Annotated in this window: 18 protein-coding genes; 12 read left to right on the top strand and 6 right to left on the bottom strand. The window is 66.9% G+C overall.

Going from position 1 to position 21,243, the window contains the following annotated elements; all coding sequences use genetic code 11:
- The 6 genes from QZ709_RS17950 to ettA form a co-directional block, all read left to right on the top strand.
- Window positions 1–918 (top strand): ribonucleotide-diphosphate reductase subunit beta (locus QZ709_RS17950; RefSeq protein WP_294638834.1); only part of this gene is annotated, 918 nt, incomplete at its 5' end.
- A gap of 156 nt (window positions 919–1,074) precedes the next feature.
- Window positions 1,075–1,503 (top strand): histone, encoded by a 429-nt coding sequence (locus QZ709_RS17955; protein ID WP_294638836.1) that lies wholly within the window; start codon window positions 1,075–1,077, stop codon window positions 1,501–1,503.
- 209 nt (window positions 1,504–1,712) lie between these two features.
- Complete coding sequence (locus tag QZ709_RS17960) at window positions 1,713–3,203, top strand: PAS domain-containing sensor histidine kinase (RefSeq protein ID WP_294638837.1); 1,491 nt, start codon at window positions 1,713–1,715, stop codon at window positions 3,201–3,203.
- Window positions 3,200–4,051 carry a response regulator gene (locus QZ709_RS17965; RefSeq protein WP_294638838.1) on the top strand — a complete coding sequence of 284 codons (852 nt, stop codon included), beginning with the start codon at window positions 3,200–3,202 and terminating at the stop codon, window positions 4,049–4,051. Before QZ709_RS17960 ends, QZ709_RS17965 begins: the two co-directional genes overlap by 4 nt.
- Window positions 4,052–4,207: 156 nt before the next feature.
- Complete coding sequence (locus QZ709_RS17970) at window positions 4,208–4,399, top strand: hypothetical protein (protein WP_294638839.1); 192 nt, start codon at window positions 4,208–4,210, stop codon at window positions 4,397–4,399.
- Window positions 4,400–4,518: 119 nt separating this feature from the next.
- The gene (gene ettA, locus QZ709_RS17975; RefSeq protein WP_294638840.1) at window positions 4,519–6,183 is read left to right on the top strand and encodes an energy-dependent translational throttle protein EttA; all 1,665 of its coding nucleotides are present in this window, start codon (window positions 4,519–4,521) and stop codon (window positions 6,181–6,183) included.
- Between the two features lie 17 nt (window positions 6,184–6,200).
- Here the strand turns inward: ettA and QZ709_RS17980 are convergent, their stop codons facing one another.
- Window positions 6,201–6,389, bottom strand: coding sequence for a hypothetical protein (locus QZ709_RS17980; RefSeq protein WP_294638841.1), 189 nt, complete (start codon window positions 6,387–6,389; stop codon window positions 6,201–6,203).
- On the opposite strand from QZ709_RS17980, the gene QZ709_RS17985 reads away from it, so the two are divergent.
- The 5 genes from QZ709_RS17985 to QZ709_RS18005 all read left to right on the top strand — a co-directional run bounded on the left by QZ709_RS17985 (window position 6,382) and on the right by QZ709_RS18005 (window position 16,055).
- Entirely contained in the window at window positions 6,382–7,404 is a 1,023-nt protein-coding gene (locus tag QZ709_RS17985; protein ID WP_294638842.1) for a hypothetical protein, read from the top strand. The genes QZ709_RS17980 and QZ709_RS17985 overlap by 8 nt on opposite strands.
- A 207-nt stretch (window positions 7,405–7,611) precedes the next feature.
- Window positions 7,612–8,664 (top strand): putative solute-binding protein, encoded by a 1,053-nt coding sequence (locus QZ709_RS17990; protein ID WP_294638843.1) that lies wholly within the window; start codon window positions 7,612–7,614, stop codon window positions 8,662–8,664.
- A 107-nt stretch (window positions 8,665–8,771) separates the two neighbouring features.
- Complete coding sequence (locus tag QZ709_RS17995) at window positions 8,772–10,925, top strand: TRAP transporter large permease subunit (protein WP_294638844.1); 2,154 nt, start codon at window positions 8,772–8,774, stop codon at window positions 10,923–10,925.
- 55 nt (window positions 10,926–10,980) lie between these two features.
- Window positions 10,981–13,707 (top strand): zinc-dependent metalloprotease, encoded by a 2,727-nt coding sequence (locus QZ709_RS18000; RefSeq protein ID WP_294638845.1) that lies wholly within the window; start codon window positions 10,981–10,983, stop codon window positions 13,705–13,707.
- 92 nt (window positions 13,708–13,799) lie between these two features.
- On the top strand, window positions 13,800–16,055 hold the full coding sequence (locus QZ709_RS18005) for an ATP-dependent DNA helicase (protein ID WP_294638846.1): 2,256 nt from the start codon (window positions 13,800–13,802) through the stop codon (window positions 16,053–16,055).
- Between the two features lie 109 nt (window positions 16,056–16,164).
- Here the strand turns inward: QZ709_RS18005 and panC are convergent, their stop codons facing one another.
- The 4 genes from panC to QZ709_RS18025 form a co-directional block, all read right to left on the bottom strand.
- Window positions 16,165–17,040: a pantoate--beta-alanine ligase gene (panC, locus tag QZ709_RS18010; RefSeq protein WP_294638847.1), complete on the bottom strand. Its 876-nt coding sequence runs from the start codon at window positions 17,038–17,040 to the stop codon at window positions 16,165–16,167.
- A 15-nt stretch (window positions 17,041–17,055) separates the two neighbouring features.
- Window positions 17,056–17,880: a 3-methyl-2-oxobutanoate hydroxymethyltransferase gene (panB, locus tag QZ709_RS18015; RefSeq protein ID WP_294638848.1), complete on the bottom strand. Its 825-nt coding sequence runs from the start codon at window positions 17,878–17,880 to the stop codon at window positions 17,056–17,058.
- Window positions 17,881–18,001: 121 nt separating this feature from the next.
- Window positions 18,002–18,814 (bottom strand): ScpA family protein, encoded by an 813-nt coding sequence (locus tag QZ709_RS18020; protein ID WP_294638854.1) that lies wholly within the window; start codon window positions 18,812–18,814, stop codon window positions 18,002–18,004.
- Window positions 18,815–18,903: 89 nt separating this feature from the next.
- Window positions 18,904–19,104: a DUF3460 family protein gene (locus QZ709_RS18025; protein ID WP_294638849.1), complete on the bottom strand. Its 201-nt coding sequence runs from the start codon at window positions 19,102–19,104 to the stop codon at window positions 18,904–18,906.
- Window positions 19,105–19,195: 91 nt separating this feature from the next.
- Between QZ709_RS18025 and QZ709_RS18030 the strand changes: the two genes are divergently transcribed.
- Window positions 19,196–20,242, top strand: coding sequence for a CYTH domain-containing protein (locus tag QZ709_RS18030; RefSeq protein WP_294638851.1), 1,047 nt, complete (start codon window positions 19,196–19,198; stop codon window positions 20,240–20,242).
- Between the two features lie 60 nt (window positions 20,243–20,302).
- Here the strand turns inward: QZ709_RS18030 and metG are convergent.
- On the bottom strand, window positions 20,303–21,243 hold a 941-nt coding region (metG, locus tag QZ709_RS18035; RefSeq protein ID WP_294638853.1), incomplete at its 5' end, for a methionine--tRNA ligase subunit beta.

Consider the following 21,243-nt stretch of genomic DNA (forward strand, 5'->3'; position numbering starts at 1 on the left):
GCCACCTGCGCCAACCACTGGATGCCGCAGGAAGTGAACATGAGCCGCGACATCGCGCTCTGGAAAGACCCCAACGGTCTGAGCGAAGACGAGCGCCGCATCATCAAGCGCAACCTCGGCTTCTTCGTCACTGCCGACTCGCTGGCCGCCAACAACATCACGCTGGGCACCTACCGCCACATCACGGCGCCCGAGTGCCGCCAGTTCCTGCTGCGCCAGGCCTTTGAAGAGGCCATCCACACGCACGCCTATCAGTACATCGTGGAATCGCTGGGTCTCGACGAATCCGAGATCTTCAATGCCTACCACGAGGTCGCATCCATCCGCGACAAGGACGAGTTCCTGATCCCCTTCATCGAAGCGATCATGGACCCGAACTTCAAGACGGGCACGATGGAGAACGACCAGACGCTGCTGAAGTCGCTGATCGTGTTCGCCTGCCTGATGGAAGGCCTGTTCTTCTATGTCGGCTTCACGCAGATCCTGGCGCTGGGCCGCCAGAACAAGATGACGGGTGCTGCCGAGCAGTACCAATACATCCTGCGCGATGAGTCGATGCACTGCAACTTCGGCATCGACCTGATCAACCAGCTCAAGCTCGAGAACCCGCACCTGTGGACGCCCGAGTTCAAGGCCGAGATCAAGGCCCTGTTCCTCAAGGCCGTCGAACTCGAGTACCGCTACGCCGAAGACACCATGCCGCGCGGCGTGCTGGGTCTGAATGCGTCCATGTTCAAGGGCTACCTGCGCTACATCGCGAACCGCCGCGCCACGCAGATCGGCCTGGAAGAGCTCTTCCCCAATGAAGAGAACCCCTTCCCGTGGATGAGCGAAATGATCGACCTGAAGAAGGAACGCAATTTCTTCGAAACCCGCGTCATCGAATACCAGTCGGGCGGCGCCCTGTCCTGGGATTGATCCAGCCAGCAAGAGCACTCGGACAGCCCAGCACATGACCTCCCGGCCTACCCCATTCACTGCACCGCGCTCAGATCCTAGGGGGCGTCGGGCGGTGAATCCCTGTGCTGCGTGCTGCAGTGCAGTGCTCTTTGCAACTTGATCAAGGAGATCCGTATGGCAACTGCGAAGAAAGCGGCAGCAAAGAAGGCTGCCCCGGCCAAGAAGGCCGCTGTGAAGAAGGCGGCACCGGCCAAGAAAGCGGCCGCCCCGGCAAAGAAGGCTGCACCGGCGAAGAAGGTCGCCGCTGCGCCTGCGAAGAAGGCGGCTCCGGCCAAGAAGGCCGCGGTGAAGAAGGCAGCGCCGGCCAAGAAGGCGGCAGCGCCTGCGAAGAAGGCTGCTGCTCCGGCAAAGAAGGCAGCCCCAGCCAAGAAGGCCGCCGCGCCGGCCAAGAAGGCTGCCGTGAAGAAGGCCGCTCCGGCCAAGAAGGCGGCGGCCCCGGCGAAGAAGGCCGCTGCCAAGAAGGCCGCTGCCAAGCCGGCTTCGGCCAAGACCACACTGAGCCCGCAAGCAGCCTGGCCTTTCCCGACGGGCGCCAAGCCCTGAACGTGCTGAGCAAGGACGCGCAACACGTCCCTGCCGCATCCCATCAACCCGGCTTCGGCCGGGTTTTTTCTTCACGGGACTTCCCTACCATCCCGGCGTCAGGGCCACCCACACGCCCTGCGTGCCATGCGAGAGGCAACGCTCTACACTGAACTTGGTCCTGCGGCACCCCGAACGGTCTGCAGCTTGCAGCTTCCCCTCGCGCTGCCATGGTCCCTCCTGTGTTCCAGACTTTCTTCGAGGCCTCGGTCGACGCCTTGTTCGTCACCGGGCCAGATGGTCGCATTGCCGTCTGGAGCCACGGAGCCCAGCTCACCTATGGCCACCTGACCGACGAAGCGCTCGGCCGGCCTATGACCGATCTGCTCGTCCCCCCGGCTGCCCTCACGGAAGCCCGGGCTGCATTCGAGCGTGTGCGCTCCGGCAATCTGCCGAGCCACGAGGCACTGCGGGTGCGCAAGGACGGCATTCGCATCTACGTCAACGCCACCCTGCAGGCGATGCACGCGGCAGATGGGACCCTGCAAGGGCATCTGCATCGCGATACCGACATCACCCACCTGAAGGTCAGTCAGGACGCCACCCATCTGGGCCATCACTACGGGCGCTTGCTGGACTCGACACCTGACGCCATCGTCATCGTCAATGACATCGGCCGCATCGTGCTGGCCAACGCACATGCCGAAGCCCTTTTCGGATGGACCGAGGCAGACCTGATCGGGCTGCCCATCGAGGTGTTGATGCCCCAACGCTTCCACGCCCGCCATGTCCACCACCGGACCGGCTATTTCGAGCACTCTCGGACTCGCCCCATGGGGGCCGGGCTGGACCTGTTCGGCCGTCGCCGTGACGGCACCGAGTTCCCGGTCGAGATCAGCCTGAGCCCGCTCGACACGGACAAGGGGCGCTTCGGCATGAGCGCCATCCGGGACATCAGCGAGCGGAAGCGCTTCGAGCAGGCATTGCATGACAAGAACGTCGAGTTGCAGCGGGCCAGCCAGGCGAAGGACCGCTTTCTGGCCTCGATGAGCCACGAGCTGCGCACCCCTCTGAACGCCATCATCGGCTTCACCAGCCTGCTGCTGATGCGCCTGCCTGGGCCGCTCACGACCGACCAGGAAAAGCAGCTGGAGGCCGTGCGCACCAGCGGCAAGCATCTGCTTGCCCTGATCAATGACCTGCTCGATGTCGCCCGCATCGAGTCAGGCCACGTGGCCGTGCACATCGAACAGGTCGATGGCCATTCTGTGGTCGCCGAGGTCATGACGGCACTGCAGCTTGCAGCACAGGCCAAGGGGCTTGCACTGATGGCAGACCTGCCCTCTTCTCCGCTGACACTGCACACGGATCGCCGGGCCCTGCATCAGATTCTGCTTAACCTGGGCAACAACGCCGTCAAGTACACCCCGACTGGCAGTGTCCGGATCAGCGCGCAACAACATGCCGAGGGCAGGCTCGTGCGAACCCGGTTCACCGTGACCGACACAGGCCCTGGCATCGCGGCCGCCGAGCAGCACAAGCTCTTCAAGGCCTTCTCCCAGATCGAGCGCTCCGACAAGGCCCTGATCGAAGGCACCGGCCTGGGACTCTATCTGTGCCAGCAGCTCGCACAGCTCATCGGCGGACGCATTGACATGCACAGCGTTGAAGGAGAAGGCAGCACCTTCGGCCTGGTGATCGAGGAAGAGGTCGCGCCATGAGCCTGCGGGTGCTCGTCATCGAAGACAACGCGATGAACCTCGCCCTGATGACGTACGTCCTGCAGGCGTTCGGCCACGAGGTCCTGTCAGCCGGGGATGGCGTCGAAGGCCTCGAAAGCCTGCGGGTGGATCGCCCCGATCTCGTGCTGTGCGACATCCAGATGCCGGTGATGGATGGCTACGCCTTCGCCCGGGCGGTGCGAGCCGATCCAACCACCGCCGCAGCCCCCCTGGTTGCCGTGACGGCCTCGGCCATGCCCGGTGACCGGGAGCGCATGCTGGCCGCCGGCTTTGACGGTTACCTGTCCAAGCCCATCGAACCGGCCACGCTGATGCGCGACCTGGCCCCGTTCATTCGACAGCCGTCAGAGGCGAGCGGGCAGGTCCACGCACAGCGGGTCCGGAATCTGGCCGCCGAAGCGCCCAGCAGCCCTGCGCTGCATCCCTGCAGCAATGGCGGGGCGGGCCACACCATCCTGGTGGTGGACGACGAGCCCATGAATCTACGGCTCAAGCGCAGCCTGCTGGAGCCGGCCGGCTTTCACGTCGTGACAGCCGAAAGCGCGACCCAAGGCTATGCAGAGGCACGCTCGCATCTGCCGGACCTGGTGATCTCGGACGTGGGCATGCATCCCCGAGAAGGTGGCTTCGACCTGATCCGCATGCTGAAAGCCGACCCGGCGCTGGCGGGTGTGCCGGTGGTGTTCATCACGGCGACTCACCGCGACCCGGTGTGGGAAGCCGAAGGGCTGCGGCTGGGTGCACAACGCTTCCTCTACCGCCCGCTGGAGAGCGCGGACCTGCTCGAAGAGATCCGCGCCTGCCTTCCGAACCTTTCGGCCCCCTGATCTTTCACCAGGCGGCAGGCCATCCCCCCTCACCCGCGTGCTCCCCCTTGATCGGGCGCTGTGCAGGCCCGCCCCCGGTGCCTACAGTGAGTCCTTGCTGGCGCCTTCCCTGCCCCTGAGCCGCCAGCCGGCACCACAGGGGGCACGGAGCACACCATGTCAAGCGAATTCGGCGCAGAACCCAACCAGGCCCAGCTGGCTGACATGCAGGCGGCCCTCTTCAGCCTCCGCGATGGCCTCATGAACCTGCGCATGTCCCTGATGGAGCTGGCCTGCGCCACCGACGAGGACATGCAGCGCCAGGCCCAGATCGAAAGCGAGAAGCTGCTCGCCCGCCTGCGCGGTTGAGCCCGGCACGCCCCGCGCCTGCCTAATTCCGCGGGCGCGACCCTTGATCCGCCCCTTGAAGCGCTCGGGTTGCTTACACTACGCGGTTTGACGAAAGACACTCGCGAAGCGAGCCCGCCATGGCGCAATACGTTTTCACCATGAACCGCGTCGGGAAGATTGTTCCCCCGAAGCGGCAGATCCTCAAAGACATCACCCTGAGCTTTTTCCCGGGCGCCAAGATCGGCGTGCTGGGGGTCAACGGCTCCGGAAAATCCACCTTCCTGAAGATCATGGCCGGGGTGGACAAGGAGATCGAGGGCGAAGCCGTCCCGATGCCCGGCATCAAGATCGGCTACCTGCCCCAGGAACCCCAACTCAACCCCGAGCAGACCGTCCGTGAGGCCGTCGAGGAAGGCATCGGTGGCGTGCTGGCCGCCAAGAAGCGTCTGGAAGAGGTGTACGCCGCTTACGCCGAACCGGATGCCGACTTCGACGCCCTGGCCGCTGAACAGGGCGAGCTGGAAGCCATCATCGCCGCAGCCGGCTCCGAGAACACCGACCTGCAGCTCGAACTGGCCGCCGACGCCCTGCGTCTGCCGCCATGGGACGCCGTCATCGGTAACCTGTCCGGCGGTGAAAAGCGCCGCGTGGCCCTGTGCCGCCTGCTGCTGTCCAAGCCGGACATGCTGCTGCTTGACGAACCCACCAACCACCTGGACGCCGAATCGGTCGACTGGTTGGAGCAGTTCCTGCAGCGCTACAGCGGCACTGTGGTGGCCATCACCCACGACCGCTACTTCCTGGACAACGCCGCCGAGTGGATTCTCGAACTCGACCGCGGCGCCGGTCACCCTTACAAGGGCAACTACTCCGATTGGCTGGAAGCCAAGGAAAAGCGCCTGGAGCAGGAACAGAAGACCGAGGACGCCCGCGCCAAGGCCCTGAAGCAGGAACTGGAATGGGTGCGCAAGAACACCAAGGGTCGTCAGGCCAAGAGCAAGGCCCGTCTGGCCCGCTTCGAGGAACTGAGCGACGTCGAATACCAGAAGCGCAACGAGACGAACGAAATCTTCATCCCCGTGGCCGAGCGCCTGGGCAATGAAGTCATCGAGTTCAAGAACGTCACGAAGTCCTTCGGTGACCGCTGCCTGATCGACAACCTGAGCTTCAAGGTGCCTGCTGGCGCCATCGTCGGCATCATCGGCCCGAACGGCGCCGGCAAGTCGACCCTCTTCCGCATGATCCAGGGCGTCGAGCAGCCGGACAGCGGCGAGGTCGTCATCGGCAAGACCGCCAAGCTGGCCTTCGTCGACCAGAGCCGTGAAGGCCTGGACGGCAGCAAGACCGTGTGGGAAGACGTTTCCGGCGGCCTGGACAACATCGTCGTGGGCAAGTTCGTGATGCCCTCGCGTGCCTACATCGGCCGCTTCAACTTCAAGGGCAACGACCAGCAGAAGCTGGTGGGCAACCTCTCGGGCGGTGAGCGCGGTCGCCTGCACCTGGCCAAGACGCTGGCCCAGGGCGGCAATGTCCTGATGCTCGACGAACCCTCCAACGACCTGGACGTCGAAACCCTGCGTGCGCTGGAAGACGCCCTGCTCGAGTTCGCCGGCAGCGCCATGATCATCTCCCACGACCGCTGGTTCCTCGACCGCATCTGCACGCACATCCTGGCGTGCGAAGGCGATTCGCAGTGGTTCTTCTTCGACGGCAACTACCAGGAGTACGAGGCCGACAAGAAGAAGCGCCTGGGTGAAGAAGGCGCCCGTCCGAAGCGGGTGCGCTTCAAGCCCATCCGCTGAGCCACCGATCTGCCAGATCAAGGAACAAAGCCCGCCATGCGCGGGCTTTCTTCTTCCCGCATCTGCAGGCTTTCGGGGGTTAACACGGGGCTTCCTGCAGGGAAGTGCCAGAAGGCGAGGTCTAGAATTTGCCGCACCCTGCCGCCTTCCCGGCGCATCAACCGGATCGGCAGCGAGACCACCACCGGAGACTTTTCGATGACCACACGCTTGACCCGCCTGCTGACCTCCACCGCGCTGGCCCTCTCGGCCCTGACGATGGGCGGGTGCGCACTGATCGAATCCAACGTCAGCAACACCACCCTGTCCATCCTGGAAGACGGCTTCACTCCACCCGTGCTGCAGGTCACCGACGTGGAAATGGCCTGCAGCTTCTCGATGGTCAACACGCCGCTGGTGGGCGCGGCCCGCAACTTCTATGGCGACCCCTCGCTCATGGAAACGGTGATGCTGTCATCCGCGGGCGTCTGCGCCGAGAACCAGGCCATCAACGAAGAGATGCGCTACCTGCGCGCTGCCCGCGACAAGCGGGCCGATGAAGCGCAGGACGCACGCATCAGCCAGAAGCGCCTGCTCGCCGTGGCGGCCCAACGGCAGTACGCTGCCTTCAACCGGATGAAGACCAAGCTGGAGCAGAAGTACTTCTTCAAGTACGGCAGCAGCTGCCCGCGCTTCAAGCGCGACTTCGACGAACTGGTCTACCTGCTGGGCAGCGTCGCCGGCCTGCAGGCCATGCAGAATGACATTGCCGCGCAGCAGGCGGTGGGCGTACCGACCGACATCGCGCCCCTGACCGAGCAGGCCATGGGCTGCCTGGATAACGCAAAGTGGTGGGGTGCCCCCGATGCCGCGCGCGCGGTGGTGTGGAGCATCATTCCGGGCGGCACCGAGGGCAAGGACGTCAAGGGCACCTTCGACCGTGCCATGAACCAGGGCGAAGCCAAGGGCGTGCGCCTGCCCCACGTGATGGCCGCCGTCGCAGCCCAGTCGGCCGACGACCGTGCAGGCCTGCGCGACATCATCAAGCGCTTCACCAGCAACCGCGACTTCCAGCCCAACCCCGATTACCGGCTGATCGACGCCATCGCCCAATCGCAGATCACCAACATGTCGGACCGGCTGTGGACGCAGGGCGCGGGCACCCGCACCCCGATCGCCTCCCTGGGCAAGTTCTGGGATGACAAGGCCGACAACATTGACGCCGACAGTTTCCTGAAGTGAGTCTCCGCTGGGTATGCGAGGCGCTAGGGAATTCCCTTCCCTCGTGTGCGTGGCGCGCCACCTGCCCGCTCACGGCATCCCCAGATATAGTTACAAAACGGTTGTTTGAACAACGAGCGTAGTCAGATCGGACCGCGCATCAGACAACGGGCCGGGGTTGGTGCCATGCGCGCAGCCCGGTCCTTTTTGGTACCGAGGAGCAGTAGCATGAAGTTGGCCCGTCACATGAGCCAGGTCGGCCTCGCCGGCCTGATTGCGATCAGCGCAACCCCCGTCGTCCACGCCAGCCAGAAGGTGTGCGTGTACGACCTGCTGGGGGCGTCTGGCGACCTGTTCAACATGGCCAAGGACTACGCCGTGGCCATGCAGAAGAGCGGCGCCGCCATCGAACTCAAGGGGTACACCGACGAGCGCGTGGCGACCGAAGACTTCCGCACCGGTCAATGCGACGCCGTGATCGCCACAGCCTTCCGGACCCGGCAATTCAACGCCGTGGCTGGCTCCATCGACACGCTGGGCGCCACCACCATCGTGCGCGACGGCAAGATCGACATGGCTGCCAGCTACGACGTCGTCCGCAAGCTGGTACAGACCTATGCCGATCCGGCCGCGGCCAAGCTGATGGCAGAGGGGCCGTACGAGATCGGCGGCATCACGCCGCTGGGCGCGGCCTACCCGGTCGTCAACGACCGCAAGATCAACACGGTCGAGGCGCTGGCCGGCAAGCGCATTGCCTCGTTCGACTACGACAAGGCCCAGGCCGTGATGATCCAGCGCATCGGCGCCCAACCGGTGTCTGCCGACATCACCAACTTCTCGACCAAGTTCAACAACGGCTCGGTCGACATGATCGCAGCGCCTTCGCTGGCCTACAAGCCGCTGGAGCTGCACAAGGGCATCGGCAGCAACGGGGCCATGGTTCGCTTCCCGATCATGATCCTGACCTACCAGGTTGTCTTCAACCGCAGCAAGTTCCCCGAAGGATTCGGGCAGGCCTCGCGCAACTACTGGATGACCCAGTTCGACCGCTCGCTGCAGCTGATTCGTCAGGCGGACGCCAGCGTGCCCCCCGGCACCTGGATGGAGCTGTCGTCCGAGAACGCCTACAAGTACACCTTGATGCTGCGCGAATCGCGCATCGACATCGCGCAGAAGGGCCTGTATGACAAGCGGGGCCTGAAGGTCATCAAGAAGGTGCGCTGCAAGGTCAACCCGGTCGATCCGGAGTGCACGACCAAGTCGGAAGAAGACTGGAAGTGACCCGTCTGGCGCTGCGCCACTGAACCCGCCCTCGTCCACACCCGGCCCGGGTCGTGGACTCCCCTCCTCTGCTTGCCGGACAGTTCGGCCACCGAGCTGCCCTCACGATGACCATGACCTCCGCTGACTCTCGCTCGATGCTCGGCCGGACACCGCTTGAATGGCTGTCCAGCCTCCCCGTCTTCATCATGCTGCTGCTGACACTGATCATCGGCACCGGCGAGATGGTTCATGGCCAGCTGCTGCGGCTGGGTGAATCGATGTTCGGCGATCAGAAGGCGCAGATCCAGTACTTCATGCTGCGGGCGGAGCCGTCTCGCCCGACCTGCGATCCGAAGGTCGACGTCGAGGGCGAGATGGCCCGCCTGGCCGGCCAGGCGCCGAAGGCCGGCGACGACATCGACGATCTCTTCGGAGACGAGCCGGCCACGGACCCGGCCGTGCTGCGCAAGTCGCTGGAACAGTCACTGGCCATCTGCAAGGCAAAACACGACCTGTACAACCGGGTGGTCGAGCACCAGACGCCGCAGGTTAAGCTCTACCGCACCATCGAGACCAGCTTCTTCGGTCTGTTCCAGTACGGCACCGAAAACCGCTCCCTGATCCTGCTGCTGATGGTGGCCATCGCCGCTGTCAGCACGACGCTGGGCTTCCATCACATCGGGATCCGTCCGGGTCACTACACCCGGGACTACCTGCTGCAGTCGTGGGCTCAGCTGATTGCCAGCGGACTGCTGCTCTTCTCCAGCATCCGCTACTTCCAGATCCTGCAGAACTCGGGCGTGCCGGTGGAACACCCGCTGCTGCATTACATCTGGATGGCGCTGTTCACCCTGCTGCTGCTGATCAACCTCAAGCGCGTGATCCGGCCTGTCACCTCGCCGCATGGCACCGGGACCTGGGGCGGAGCCATGCTGTCCATCCCGCTGTACGCGCAGATGGCCACGATTGCCGGCACCTACTTCGTGCTCAAGGGCCACCATGCCGGCCTGGCGATCTACATCAACCAGCTCATGGAGCTGCCCAGCATCTTCATGAACCTGGGCCTGTTCATCTGGGCCGGCATGCTGCTCAAGCAGAGCCGCATCATCGACCTGTTCATGGACATCCTGCGGCCGTGGAGCCTGTCGCCTCAGCTGCTCACCTACATCGTCCTGCTGGGGGCCTCGGTGGCCACGGCCTACACCGGTGCCTCGGGAGTGTTCGTGATCGCCGCAGGCGGCATCATCTACCACGAGGTGCGCGCCTCGGGTGGGTCGCGCCAGTTCGCGCTGGCCGCCACCGCCATGTCGGGTTCGCTCGGCGTGGTGTTGCGCCCCTGCCTGCTGGTGGTCTTCATTGCCGCGCTCAACAAGCAGGTCACCACCAGCAGCCTCTACCACTGGGGTCTGTATGTGTTCCTGCTGACCTCGACGCTGTTCTTCCTGGCTTCGCAGATGCTGCGCACCCAGCGAGCCAGCATCGAGTCGCCGATGGTGGCCATTCCCGCCATGCTGCGTCACATCGTCCCCACGCTGCCCTACATCGCGCTCACGGTGGCGGTCATTGCCATCTACGAGTACGCGCTGGACACGCGCCTGAACGAAATCACGGCGCCGACGATCATGCCCGTCATCCTGCTGATCGTGCTGGTGTTCGACAAGCTCATCAACCGCGGCAAGACAGCCCTCACACCGGACTACGCGAGCCATCGTCAGGAAGGCGTGGAGCGCTCCATCCGCTACGCCACGAACGAGACTGTGGGCCACATCGGTGCCCTGCTCAGCCTGATGACGCTGTCGCTCGCCATCGGCGGTGTGATCGAGCGCTCGGATGTGATGGACAACTTCCCGAAGGTCTTCGAGAACCACTGGACCGCCATGACCTTCCTGCTGATCACCAAGGTCATCCTGGGCATGATCATGGACCCGTTCGGCGCCGTGGTGCTGGTCTCGGGCACGCTGGCACCGATCGCCTACGCCAACAACATCGACCCCATGCACTTCTGGATGATGGTGCTGGTGGCCTTCGAGCTGGGTTACCTGCTGCCGCCCGTGGCGATCAACCAGCTGCTGACCCGTCAGGTCATCGGCGAAGACGAAGTGAGCAAGGCGGATGCAGAGGTGCGTCACCTGGGCTTCTACCGTCGATACGAGCGCTGGATCCTGCCGCTGGCCGTGATGGCGGTCGGCCTGGTGATCGTCGCCTACGGTCCGCTCATCGTGTCCGACTTCGAGCAGTTCGCGTTCGTGCGAGAGTGGTTCCCGCCCGCGCCGCATTGACGTCAGTGCACCACCGCCGCAGCGAGGCCGCGACGGCGGTGGTAAGGTCCCTGGCATGGACGTCTACGCCTCGCATGCATTCCTGTTGCGGCACGCTCGCCCCTCGCTGATTCTGTCGGCCTGTCTGGTCCTGCTGACCGGTTGCGCGACCCGGCCAGCGCCGCCCCCCGCAAGCGCCCCGAACCATCCCGCCGCAGCGCAGCCGGCGGGCGCCCCACCGGCACCCGCTGCCGCGGCGCCAGCCGGTTCGCCCCCCGCTTTCGAGCAGGTGAGCAAAGGTGCCGAGCGCCAGGACGGGCTGCTGCCCCTGTGGCGCCGTCAGGACAAGGTCTGGCTGGAGCTGTCGCCTTCGGCGCTGGGCAAGCCTCTGTTCCTCTCACCCAAGCTGTCCCGCGGCATCGGCGAGGCCGGTGTGTTCGGCGGCCTGATGCACAGCCGATCGGCCCAGGTCGGCCGCCCTCAGTGGGTCGAGTTCCGCAAGGTCCAGCAGCAGGTTCAGCTGCTGGCGATCAACGCGGCCTACACCGCGCGAGAAGGTTCACCACAGGCCCTGGCCGTCGCCGCGGGCTACTCGCCCAGTCTGCTGGCCAGCGCATCCATCGCCAGCGCCCCGCACCCGCAAAGCGGCGCCGTGCTGATCGAAGTCAACGCCCTGATGCTCGGCGACGTGCTCGGGCTGGCCCAGCATCTGCAGCGGCAGTACCGGCAGAGCTATGCGCTCGATCCGCGCCACACGGTGCTGCTGCAGGCCCGCACCGAGGCCCAGGCCGCGGTGTTCGAGGTCAGCCAGCACTTCGCCACGTCGGGCATCAGCGCAGGCAGCACCACACCCGGCATGCCGGGCTCCAGCGTGCCAGCCACCGTACCCGATCCGCGCAGCCTGTTCGTGAACGTGCACTACACGCTCAGCCCCCTGCCGGCACAGCCCATGCCTCGCCGGCCCGCCGATCCGCGGGTGGGTTACTTCAGCACCAGCGTCATCGACTTCAGTGACGACCTGCGACGCACCCCGCGCGAGCGCTTCATCAACCGCTGGCGGCTGGACAAGAAGGACCCGGCTGCCGCGGTGTCCGAGCCGGTGCAACCCATCGTCTTCTGGCTGGAACCGAGCATCCCCGAGGCCTACCGGGCCACCATCACCGAGGGCGTGCTGGAGTGGAACAAGGCGTTCGAGGCCATCGGCCTGCGCAACGCGATCGAGGTCCGCACACCGCCTGCCGACACGCCCTTCGACACACTGGAAACCGGCCGGGCCTCGATCCGCTGGATGACCAACCATCAGCCCAGCTTCGGCGCCATCGGCCCGAGCCATGTCGACCCGCGCACGGGCGAGATCCTCGACGCCGACATCGCCATTGAAAGCCTGTCGTCCCGCGCCATCCGGACGGCACGCAGCCAGTTCCTGATCGGGCGTCCTGGCCTGGGAGAGATGCAAGACGCCGTATCCGCGCATCCGGATCACTGCGATCACGCCGAGCACGCGGCAGAACAACTGGGCCTGGCGCTGGACGTGCTGGCCGCCCGCGGGGAACTGGACCCCGACAGCCCCGATGTGCAGCGTTTCGTGCTGGCCTATCTGAAGGACACCACCATGCACGAGGTCGGCCACGCCCTGGGGCTGCGGCACAACTTCAAGGCCTCGCGCTGGCGCACGGCCGAAGAGCTGGCCCACCCCACGCTGGGGGCACGCGAAGGCAACAGCGCCTCGGTGATGGAGTACGCGCCGATCAACCTGCCGATGCCGGGACAGCCCATGCCGGCGCCGTTCCAGACCACGCTGGGCCCGTACGACTACTGGGCCATCGAGTATGGCTACAAGCCGCTGGCAGGCGATGCCGCCCGCGTCAGCAGCGAGTTGCGCGCCATCGCGGCCCGCAGTGCCGAGCCGGCATGGCGTGATGCCCTGGCCTATGGCACGGACGAAGACCAGTTCATCGGACTGGACCCCCATGCCCAGACCTTCGACCTGGGGCGCGACCCGGTGGTCTTCGCGCGGCAGCGCATCGCCATCGTGCGCGATCTGTTCGAACGCCAGGCCCGCCGCACACCCAAGGTGGGCGACGACCCGGCCCTGGCGCGCCGCGCCGTTGCCTACGGCCTGCGCGAGCTGGGCCGAACCGGCCAGATCCTGATGCGCCAGGTGGGCGGCCTGATTACACGCCGAGACGACCCGGCCAGCCAGCGAGACCTGCTGGTGCCTTTGCCGGCCAGCGAGCAGCGTGCTGCCCTGCGCCTGTTGCTGGACGAGCTGCTCGCGCCAGATGCCGTCCGGCTGCCACCGGCCCTGTTGCGCCGGCTGACGCCCGACTTTCTGGACCGCCAGGATCAGACCGATCTCGCTCCCGTTCAGACCGACTTCTCGTTGGCCGAGCAGCAGATGACCTTGCAGCGCCAGCTGCTGGATGGTCTGATGGCCGACACGCTGGCGGAACGCCTGCTGGACAACGCCGACAAGGTGCGCGACGTGGAACGCAAGCCGCTGACGGTCAGCGAGCTGCATAGCAGCTTGCGCCACGCCGTCTGGCACGCACCGGCACCCCGCCGGGAAGACAGCCTGCGCCGCAACCTGCAGCGTGAACACGTCAACCGGCTGGCCCAGGCCGTGGTGCGCAGCGGCCGCCGTGCCGACGTGCGCGCGGTGATGCGAGACGAGGCACGCAACCTGGTCCGCAGCCTGAAGGCAGCACCCGGCGGCGACGCCGTCACGGCCGCCCACCGCCGCGACTGCATCGAGACCCTGCAACGCGCGCTCGACGCCGGCGTGGTTCGCACCGCGCCCTGATCAGCCCCACCCGCAGCCGCCCCCACCATCGGGGTGGCAGCAGGGGCATGCATCCGAGGAGACAATAGCGGTCGTCTTGCTGCTGCCCCGACATGGACCTGCCCACGCTGTTCTCCGACTCCGGCCCCCTCGCCCGCGCCTTCGAGGGCTACTGCGTGCGCCAGGAGCAGATCGAGATGGCTCAGGCCATCCAGCAGGCCATCCGCGAAGCCGGCACCGTGGTGCTCGAAGCCGGCACGGGGGTCGGCAAGACCGCGGCCTATCTGGTGCCCTCGCTGCTGGAAGGCGGCAAGGTCATCGTCTCCACCGGCACCAAGGCCCTGCAGGACCAGCTGTACTACCGCGACCTGCCGGCCGTGCGCGACGCCCTGGCCGTGCCCATCAAGGTGGCCCTGCTCAAGGGTCGCAGCAACTACCTGTGCTGGCACCACCTCGAGCGTGCCAACCAGGACGCCACGCTGCTGTCCAGCCGCCAGGAAGTGCGTGACCTCGGTCTCATCAACCGTTTCATCCACCTCACCCCCACCGGCGACAAGGCCGAATGCGACCAGGTGCCCGAGCACGCCAGCATCTGGGCACGCGTCACCTCCACCCGCGAAAACTGCCTGGGCAGCGAATGCAAGCACCACGCCGACTGCTTCGTGGTCAAGGCGCGGCGCGAAGCACAGGATGCCGACGTGGTCGTGGTCAACCACCACCTGTTCTTCGCCGACCTGATGCTGCGCGAGGAAGGCGTGCCCGAGCTGCTGCCCAATGCGCAGACCATCGTGTTCGACGAGGCCCATCAGCTGCCCGACACGGCCACGCTGTTCTTCGGGCAGACGGTCTCGACGGCCCAGCTGCTCGACCTGCTGCGCGACACCCTGGCCACCGGGCAATCGCAGGCGCGCGATGCGGCCAACTGGAACGACGTGCTCGCCCCGCTGGACCGCGCCACACGCGACCTGCGGCTGTGCTTCGGCCCCCATGCCCAGCGGCTGTCTCAGGCCCAGCTCGGTGACGCCCACCTGCTCTTCCCCGCCCTCACCGAGTTGCGCGAGGCCTTGCGGGCGGTGCGCGAGGTGCTCGATGTCGCTGCCGACCGCAGCCCCGACCTGGCACAACTGCACCGCCGCGCCGACGAACTGCTGCAGCGCCTGTGCGCGTGGGGCGCCCCGGAGTCGGCCCATGAGCCCGTGCTGTGCTGGGTCGATGTCAGCACCCACGGGGTGCAGCTGCATCGCACGCCCATCTCGGTGGCCGACGTGTTCCGCCGCCAGCGGCTCGGGCTGGATCAGGACGAAGGCAACGACGACGGCACCGGAAACGGTCAGGCCGACGCGGGGCACCCGGACGCGGCCATCGACGCGCTGGACCAGGCCGATGCACTGACCTCCGTGGCCGAGTCGGCCTGGGACGAACCGGCCGCCGACGGCGACCAGGCCGACGTGCCCCCGGAAGAGGACGATCTGCAGGCCCTGATGGCGGGAGCAGACGATGTCGTTCAGCCCTCGCGGGACCAGAACCCGGCATCGCCCCCCCGGAACCCGCTTCCGAACGGATCCGGCGAAGACGAGCCCCGTCGGTCCGGCGCGCCGCGCAAGGCCTGGGTTTTCACGTCGGCCACCCTGGCTGTGCGCAACGACTTCGGCCACTTCACCGAGGCCCTGGGACTGGAAGACGCGCAATGTCAGGCCTGGTCGAGCCCATACGACTACCCCAATCAGGCCATGCTGTACGTGCCCCATGGCCTGCCCCAACCCAACGCCCCCGGCCACACCGACGCGGTGGTGGACGCCGCCCTGCCGCTGATCCGCGCCAACAAGGGCCGCGCCTTCGTGCTGTGCACCAGCCTGCGCGCCGTGGCACGGGCCACCGAACGGCTGCGCGAGGCCCTGGCCGCTGGCGGAGACCCCTATCCCGTGCTGCAGCAGGGTGACGCGCCCCGCCCCACGCTGCTCGACGAGTTCCGACGTGCTGGCAATGCCGTGCTGGTGGGCAGCCACAGCTTCTGGGAAGGCATCGATGTCAAGGGCGACGCCCTGACGCTGGTCGTGATCGACAAGCTGCCATTCGCCCCGCCGGACGACCCGGTGCTGGCCAAGCGCCTCGAACTGCTGCAGCAACAAGGGGGCAACCCCTTCATGGCCCATCAGGTGCCCCAGGCCATCATCGCGCTCAAGCAGGGCGCAGGACGCCTGATCCGCAGCGAGCGCGACCACGGCGTGCTGATGATCTGCGACACGCGCCTGGTCGACAAACCGTACGGTCGGCGCATCTGGCAAAGCCTGCCGCCCATGCGACGCAGCCGGGTTCAGCAAGAGGCCGTCGACTTCCTGCTCAGCCTGCAGGAGCGCCCCGCGGCCTGATGGGCCTGAGCGGGCCGATTCGCCCGATGGGCGCAGGCAGAGGCAGGCACCGGCCCGCCGTTCTCCGGCTCGGACACCTCGTCCACGCCGGCCTGAGCCGCCAGGGGCGTCAGAGCTCGAGGTTGTCGATCAGCCGTGTCTTGCCCAGCTTGGCGGCCGTCAGGCACACCAGGGGCTCGCCGGCCACCAGTTCGGCGTCGGTCGCGGGCAGCAGGTCGCGCTGGCGGCGCACCAGCACGTAGTCGGGCGCCCAGCCCCGTGTGCGCAGGCTCGCCATGGCAGCGTCCTCCAGGGCCATCACCGCGGTCCCATCCAGCCGGCCTGCGCCTCGCGCCTCGGCCACCGCGGCCTGCACCGTGCGCAGGGCCGCGCTCAGCTGCACCGCCTCGGCCCGCTCATCGGCACTCAGGTAGCCGTTGCGGGACGACAGCGCCAGCCCATCCTCGGCCCGCAAGGTCTCGCCGCCAACGATCTCGATGGGCAGCCCCATCTGGCGCACCATGTTGCGGATCACCATGAGCTGCTGGTAGTCCTTCTTGCCGAACACCGCGGCGCGGGGCTGCACGAGGTTGAACAGCTTGTGCACCACGGTGCACACCCCCGTGAAAAAGCCGGGGCGGAAGGCCCCTTCGAGGATGTCGGCCAGCTCGGCCGGCGGGACCACTTTGTAGCCTTGCGGCTCGGGGTACAACTCGGCTTCCGAGGGCGCAAACAGGATGTCGCAGCCCGCGCCTTTCAACAACTCGGCATCGCGCTCAAGCGTGCGAGGATAGGTATCGAAGTCTTCGTTGGGTCCGAACTGCAGCCGGTTGACGAAGACACTGGCCACCACGGGGCTGCCGCTGTCGCCTGCCAGCTCACGCGCCCGGCGGATCAGGGCCAGATGGCCCTCGTGCAGATTGCCCATCGTGGGCACGAACACGGGCGCGGCGGGCGCCGCGGCGGTGGCCGCACGCAGGTCGGCGATGGTGTGAATCAGCTTCATGGCGTCGCGGCTCGCTCAGTATCCGTGGATGGACTCGTCGGGGAAGCTGCCGTCCTTGACGGCCGCGACATAGCGTCGCACCGCCTCTTCGGCCGAGCCGCCTTCTGCGGTGAAGTCCCGCACGAAGCGCGGCAGCTTGCCGCGCGTCAGGTTCAGCATGTCGTGCAGCACCAGCACCTGGCCGGCCGTGCCCTGCCCTGCGCCGATGCCGATGGTCATCAGCCCGGGGTTGTCGGCCTGCACCTCGCGCGCCACACCAGACGGCATCAGCTCCAGCACCATCATCGCGGCACCGGCATCGGCCAGTTCACGTGCATGGCGACGCAGCGTGGTCGCCCCTGCCTCGTCTCGCCCCTGGATGCGGTAGCCACCCAGCGCGTGGACGCTCTGCGGGGTCAGGCCCAGGTGGGCGCACACGGGCACGCCGCGCTCGGTCAGGAAATGCACGGTCTCGGCCGTCCAGCCGCCGCCCTCGAGCTTCACCATGTGGGCGCCCGCCTGCATCAGCGCGATGCTGCTGCGCAGGGCCTGCTCACGGCTTTCCTGATAGCTGCCGAAAGGCAGGTCACCGATCACCCAGGCCGTGCGGTTGCCCCGGGCCACGCAACGCGTGTGGTAGACCATGTCGTCCAGCGACACGGGCACGGTGCTGGTGTGGCCCTGCACCGTCATGCCCAGCGAGTCGCCCACCAGGATGCTGTCGACACCGGCGTCGTCCACCAGACGGGCGAAGGTCGCGTCGTAGGCGGTCAGCATGGTGATCTTTTCGCCCTGCGCGTGCATCTCACGGAGGCGGTGCAGGGTCACGGGTTTGCGTGCGGGCGCGGCTGTGCTGCTCATGGTCTGTCCTCAGCTGAGGGGGCCCGTGGCATCCGGGCAGACTGCCCTGGTGCCCGGGCTCCGCCGGAAGTGGCGCGATTCTAGGCCAGTGCAGCCGCCCCTGCTGGCCACGCTGGCTGGATCAGGCCGGCTGGTAGGCCAGGCGCACGTAGATGGGCGCGAAGGCCTCGGCCTGGGTGATGTCGAGCAGGCCTTCCTTGCCCAGCTCCAGCAAGGCGATGAAAGTGACGACCAGCACCTGAGGCCCTCGGGTGACGTCGAACAGTTCTTCGAACTCGACAAAGCGCCGCCCTTGCAAGGTGCGCAGCACAATGCCCATGTGCTCGCGCACGGACAGCTCTTCGCGCGTGATCGTGTGGTGGGTATGCAGCCGCGCGCGCTTGAGGATGTCCATCCACGCCTCGCGCAAGTCGGCAAGCGACACATCCGGGTGCCGCACCACCACCGACGGGTCGGCGTGGGCCTGCACACGCATGAAATCGCGGCCCAGCAGCGGCATCTGATCGAGCCCCGCGGCGGCCAGCTTCATCTGCTCGTACTCGATGAGTCGGCGAACCAGTTCGGCACGGGGGTCCTCCGGCTCCTGGCCGTCTTCCGACGGCTTGGGCGGCAGCAGCATGCGCGACCTGATCTCGATGAGCATGGCCGCCATCAGCAGGTACTCGGACGCCAGCTCGAGGTTGCGCTTGCGGATCTGGTCGACGTAGGCCAGGTACTGGCGCGTGAGGTCAGCCAGCGGGATGTCGAGGATGTTGAAGTTCTGCTTGCGGATCAGGTACAGCAGCAGATCCAGAGGCCCCTGGAAGGCCTCAAGGAACACCTCCAGCGCATCTGGCGGGATGTAGAGGTCGGTCGGCAGCGCGAACAGCGGCTCGCCGTACAGGCGCGCCACTGCCACGTGGTCGACGACCTCGGGCAACCCCTGCTCGTCCAACGGGGGCGTGACGGCGCCATTGTCGTCGGCGGCGACGGTGTCCGGATCCACGACTCGCGTGCGGGCGCTACAGGGTCAAGCCCAGGGGCTCAGGCCTTGGTCTGGTAGACGTAGGGCTTCTGCGCCACGCGGGCCTCGCGCCAGTCCTTCTGGGCTTCGCGGTCGATGGCCTTGTCCCACAGCAGGGCACGGCCTTCGCGCTGACGGGCTTCCAGCTGGGGATCACGCTGCTTCAGGCTGTCGATGAACTGCGTCGCGTCGGACTTGTAGGGTTTCCAGAAAAGCGGCATGGACGGCTCCAGGGGATTGAACGTTTCGGGCAACCCGTCATTTTATCGGGCTTACAGCGTGCTCGCTGCGCCAGGGCGACACAATGCGCAAATGCAGGAAATCGAGCTCAAGTTCCAGATCCCGGTCAAGGCCCTGGCGGCCGTCCGCGCCGAGTTGGCAGCACTGCCGGGTGGCACAGCCCCCGCCCAGGTGCTGCAGGCAGCCTACTTCGACACCCCTGACCGCCGCCTGGCCCGCGCCCGCGCGGCCCTGCGCGTACGGCGGGAAGACGATGAGCGCGTGCAGACGCTGAAGGCCGCCGGCGACAACGCCATGACCCGGTTGGAGGACAACCGCCCTGTGCCGGCCAGCCGCGACGGCACGCCGCCCTGGCCGGACCTGGCCTTGCACCAGGGCGCGGCCCGGGCAGCCCTGGTGCGCGACCTGGGCTGGACGCCGGAGACCGACCCCCATGGCCGGCAGGCCGGTCTGCAGGCGCTGTACTGCACCGACATGCGCCGCCTGCGAGCCCGTGTTGACGTGCCCGCCCAGGACGCCGCCGCAGGCGCGGTGTTGGGCACCGTGGAGATTGCACTGGATGAGGGATGGATCGAGGCCGGCCACCTCAAGCGGCCCGTGTGCGAATTGGAAATCGAGCTGGTGGACGGCCACCCCGCTGCCGTGCTGGCAACGGCTCGCACCTGGGTGCACCGTCATGGGTTGTGGCTGGACGCCCAGACCAAGGCCCATCGGGGCGACCAACTGGCGCGCGAAGCAGCGACGGGTGAGCCCAGCCCGGTGGCGCCGGCCCGGCGGCGCACACCCACCGCAGGCGCATCGAACCCGCACGCGCTGCGATGCCGCGCACTGAATGCCGCCCTGGAACAAGTGGGGCTGAACCTGAGCGAGGTCGCTGCGGGCGATGCGTCGGATCTCACACCCTGGACCCGCTCGGCCGTGACCGGCCTGAGGCGGCTGGCCTGGCTGGGGCTGCCCGCCCCCCTGGCACACGAGGTGACAGCGCTGCGCCACGCCCTGCGCCCGGCGCCAGGCAGGCTGGCGTCAGGCGACCACGCCATGACCGTGGCGCGCGCGGTCAGCACCACGCAGCTGCAACTCGACCTGCTGGCGCACCTGTTGACCTCCTCGGCCACCTGATTCGCCGCCGTCGGTGCGACCGGGCCTCGGGCGCTTCGGGGCCCCGAACGCCCGCGTGGCTCAGCGAATCCGCATGCCCGGCTCGGCGCCGGGGAAGGGTTCGAGCACGTACACGCCCGGGTTGGCCTTTTCGTCGGCGTGTGACGCGGCCAGCACCATGCCTTCGCTCACACCGAACTTCATCTTGCGCGGCGCCAGGTTGGCCACCAGCACGGTGAGCTTGCCGATCAGTTGCTCGGGCTGGTAGGCCTCCTTGATGCCGCTGAACACGTTGCGGTGGCGGCCCTCGCCCACGTCCAGCGTCAGGCGCAGCAGCTTGGTGCTGCCTTCCACCTGCTCGGCGTTGACGATCTTCGCAATGCGCAGGTCCACCTTGACGAAATCGTCGATGGTGATGGTGGGGGCGATGTCTTCGCCACCGGGCTTGGGCGCTTCCACGACCGGCGCCGGCGGCGGCTCGAACAGGGCGTCAAGCATCTTCACGTCCACGCGCTGCATCAGGTGCTGGTAGGCGCCGATGGTGTGCGCGCCCAGCAGCTGTTCGGCGCTGGCAAACGTCAGCGGCTCGACCTTCAGGAAGGCTTCCACGTTGGCGGCCACGGCAGGCAGCACAGGCTTCAGGTAGATGCTCAGCAGGCGGAAGGCCTCGATGCACACGGTGCAGACCTCCTGCAGGCGGGCGTCCATGCCCTCCTGCTTGGCCAGCTCCCAGGGCTTGTTGGCGTCCACGTACTCGTTCACGCGGTCGGCCAGCAGCATGATCTCGCGCAGCACCTTGCCCAGCTCGCGGGCTTCGTACTGTTCGACGATGCCCGCGCGACCCGCCTGCAGCGTGGCCAGCAACTGCTTGCCATCGTCGCCCAGCGACGCGGTCAGCTTGCCTTCAAAGCGCTTGGCGATGAAGCCTGCAGCCCGGCTGGCGATGTTGACGAACTTGCCGATCAGGTCGGAGTTGACCCGGGCCATGAAGTCGTCCTTGTTGAAGTCGATGTCTTCGACGT

The sequence above is a fragment of the uncultured Aquabacterium sp. genome (genome assembly GCF_913773725.1).
Lineage (GTDB): Bacteria > Pseudomonadota > Gammaproteobacteria > Burkholderiales > Burkholderiaceae_C > Aquabacterium.

Bases quoted from the DNA above. Each gene is read 5' to 3' on its own strand.
- QZ709_RS17995 (WP_294638844.1), top strand. From the start codon at position 8,772: ATGACCATGACCTCCGCTGACTCTCGCTCGATGCTCGGCCGGACACCG.
- panC (WP_294638847.1), bottom strand. From the start codon at position 17,040: ATGAAGCTGATTCACACCATCGCCGACCTGCGTGCGGCCACCGCCGCG.
- QZ709_RS17970 (WP_294638839.1), top strand. From the start codon at position 4,208: ATGTCAAGCGAATTCGGCGCAGAACCCAACCAGGCCCAGCTGGCTGAC.
- QZ709_RS18005 (WP_294638846.1), top strand. From the start codon at position 13,800: ATGGACCTGCCCACGCTGTTCTCCGACTCCGGCCCCCTCGCCCGCGCC.
- QZ709_RS17955 (WP_294638836.1), top strand. From the start codon at position 1,075: ATGGCAACTGCGAAGAAAGCGGCAGCAAAGAAGGCTGCCCCGGCCAAG.
- QZ709_RS18000 (WP_294638845.1), top strand. From the start codon at position 10,981: ATGGACGTCTACGCCTCGCATGCATTCCTGTTGCGGCACGCTCGCCCC.
- panB (WP_294638848.1), bottom strand. From the start codon at position 17,880: ATGAGCAGCACAGCCGCGCCCGCACGCAAACCCGTGACCCTGCACCGC.
- QZ709_RS18025 (WP_294638849.1), bottom strand. From the start codon at position 19,104: ATGCCGCTTTTCTGGAAACCCTACAAGTCCGACGCGACGCAGTTCATC.
- QZ709_RS17965 (WP_294638838.1), top strand. From the start codon at position 3,200: ATGAGCCTGCGGGTGCTCGTCATCGAAGACAACGCGATGAACCTCGCC.
- QZ709_RS17960 (WP_294638837.1), top strand. From the start codon at position 1,713: ATGGTCCCTCCTGTGTTCCAGACTTTCTTCGAGGCCTCGGTCGACGCC.
- QZ709_RS17985 (WP_294638842.1), top strand. From the start codon at position 6,382: ATGACCACACGCTTGACCCGCCTGCTGACCTCCACCGCGCTGGCCCTC.
- QZ709_RS17990 (WP_294638843.1), top strand. From the start codon at position 7,612: ATGAAGTTGGCCCGTCACATGAGCCAGGTCGGCCTCGCCGGCCTGATT.
- ettA (WP_294638840.1), top strand. From the start codon at position 4,519: ATGGCGCAATACGTTTTCACCATGAACCGCGTCGGGAAGATTGTTCCC.
- QZ709_RS18030 (WP_294638851.1), top strand. From the start codon at position 19,196: ATGCAGGAAATCGAGCTCAAGTTCCAGATCCCGGTCAAGGCCCTGGCG.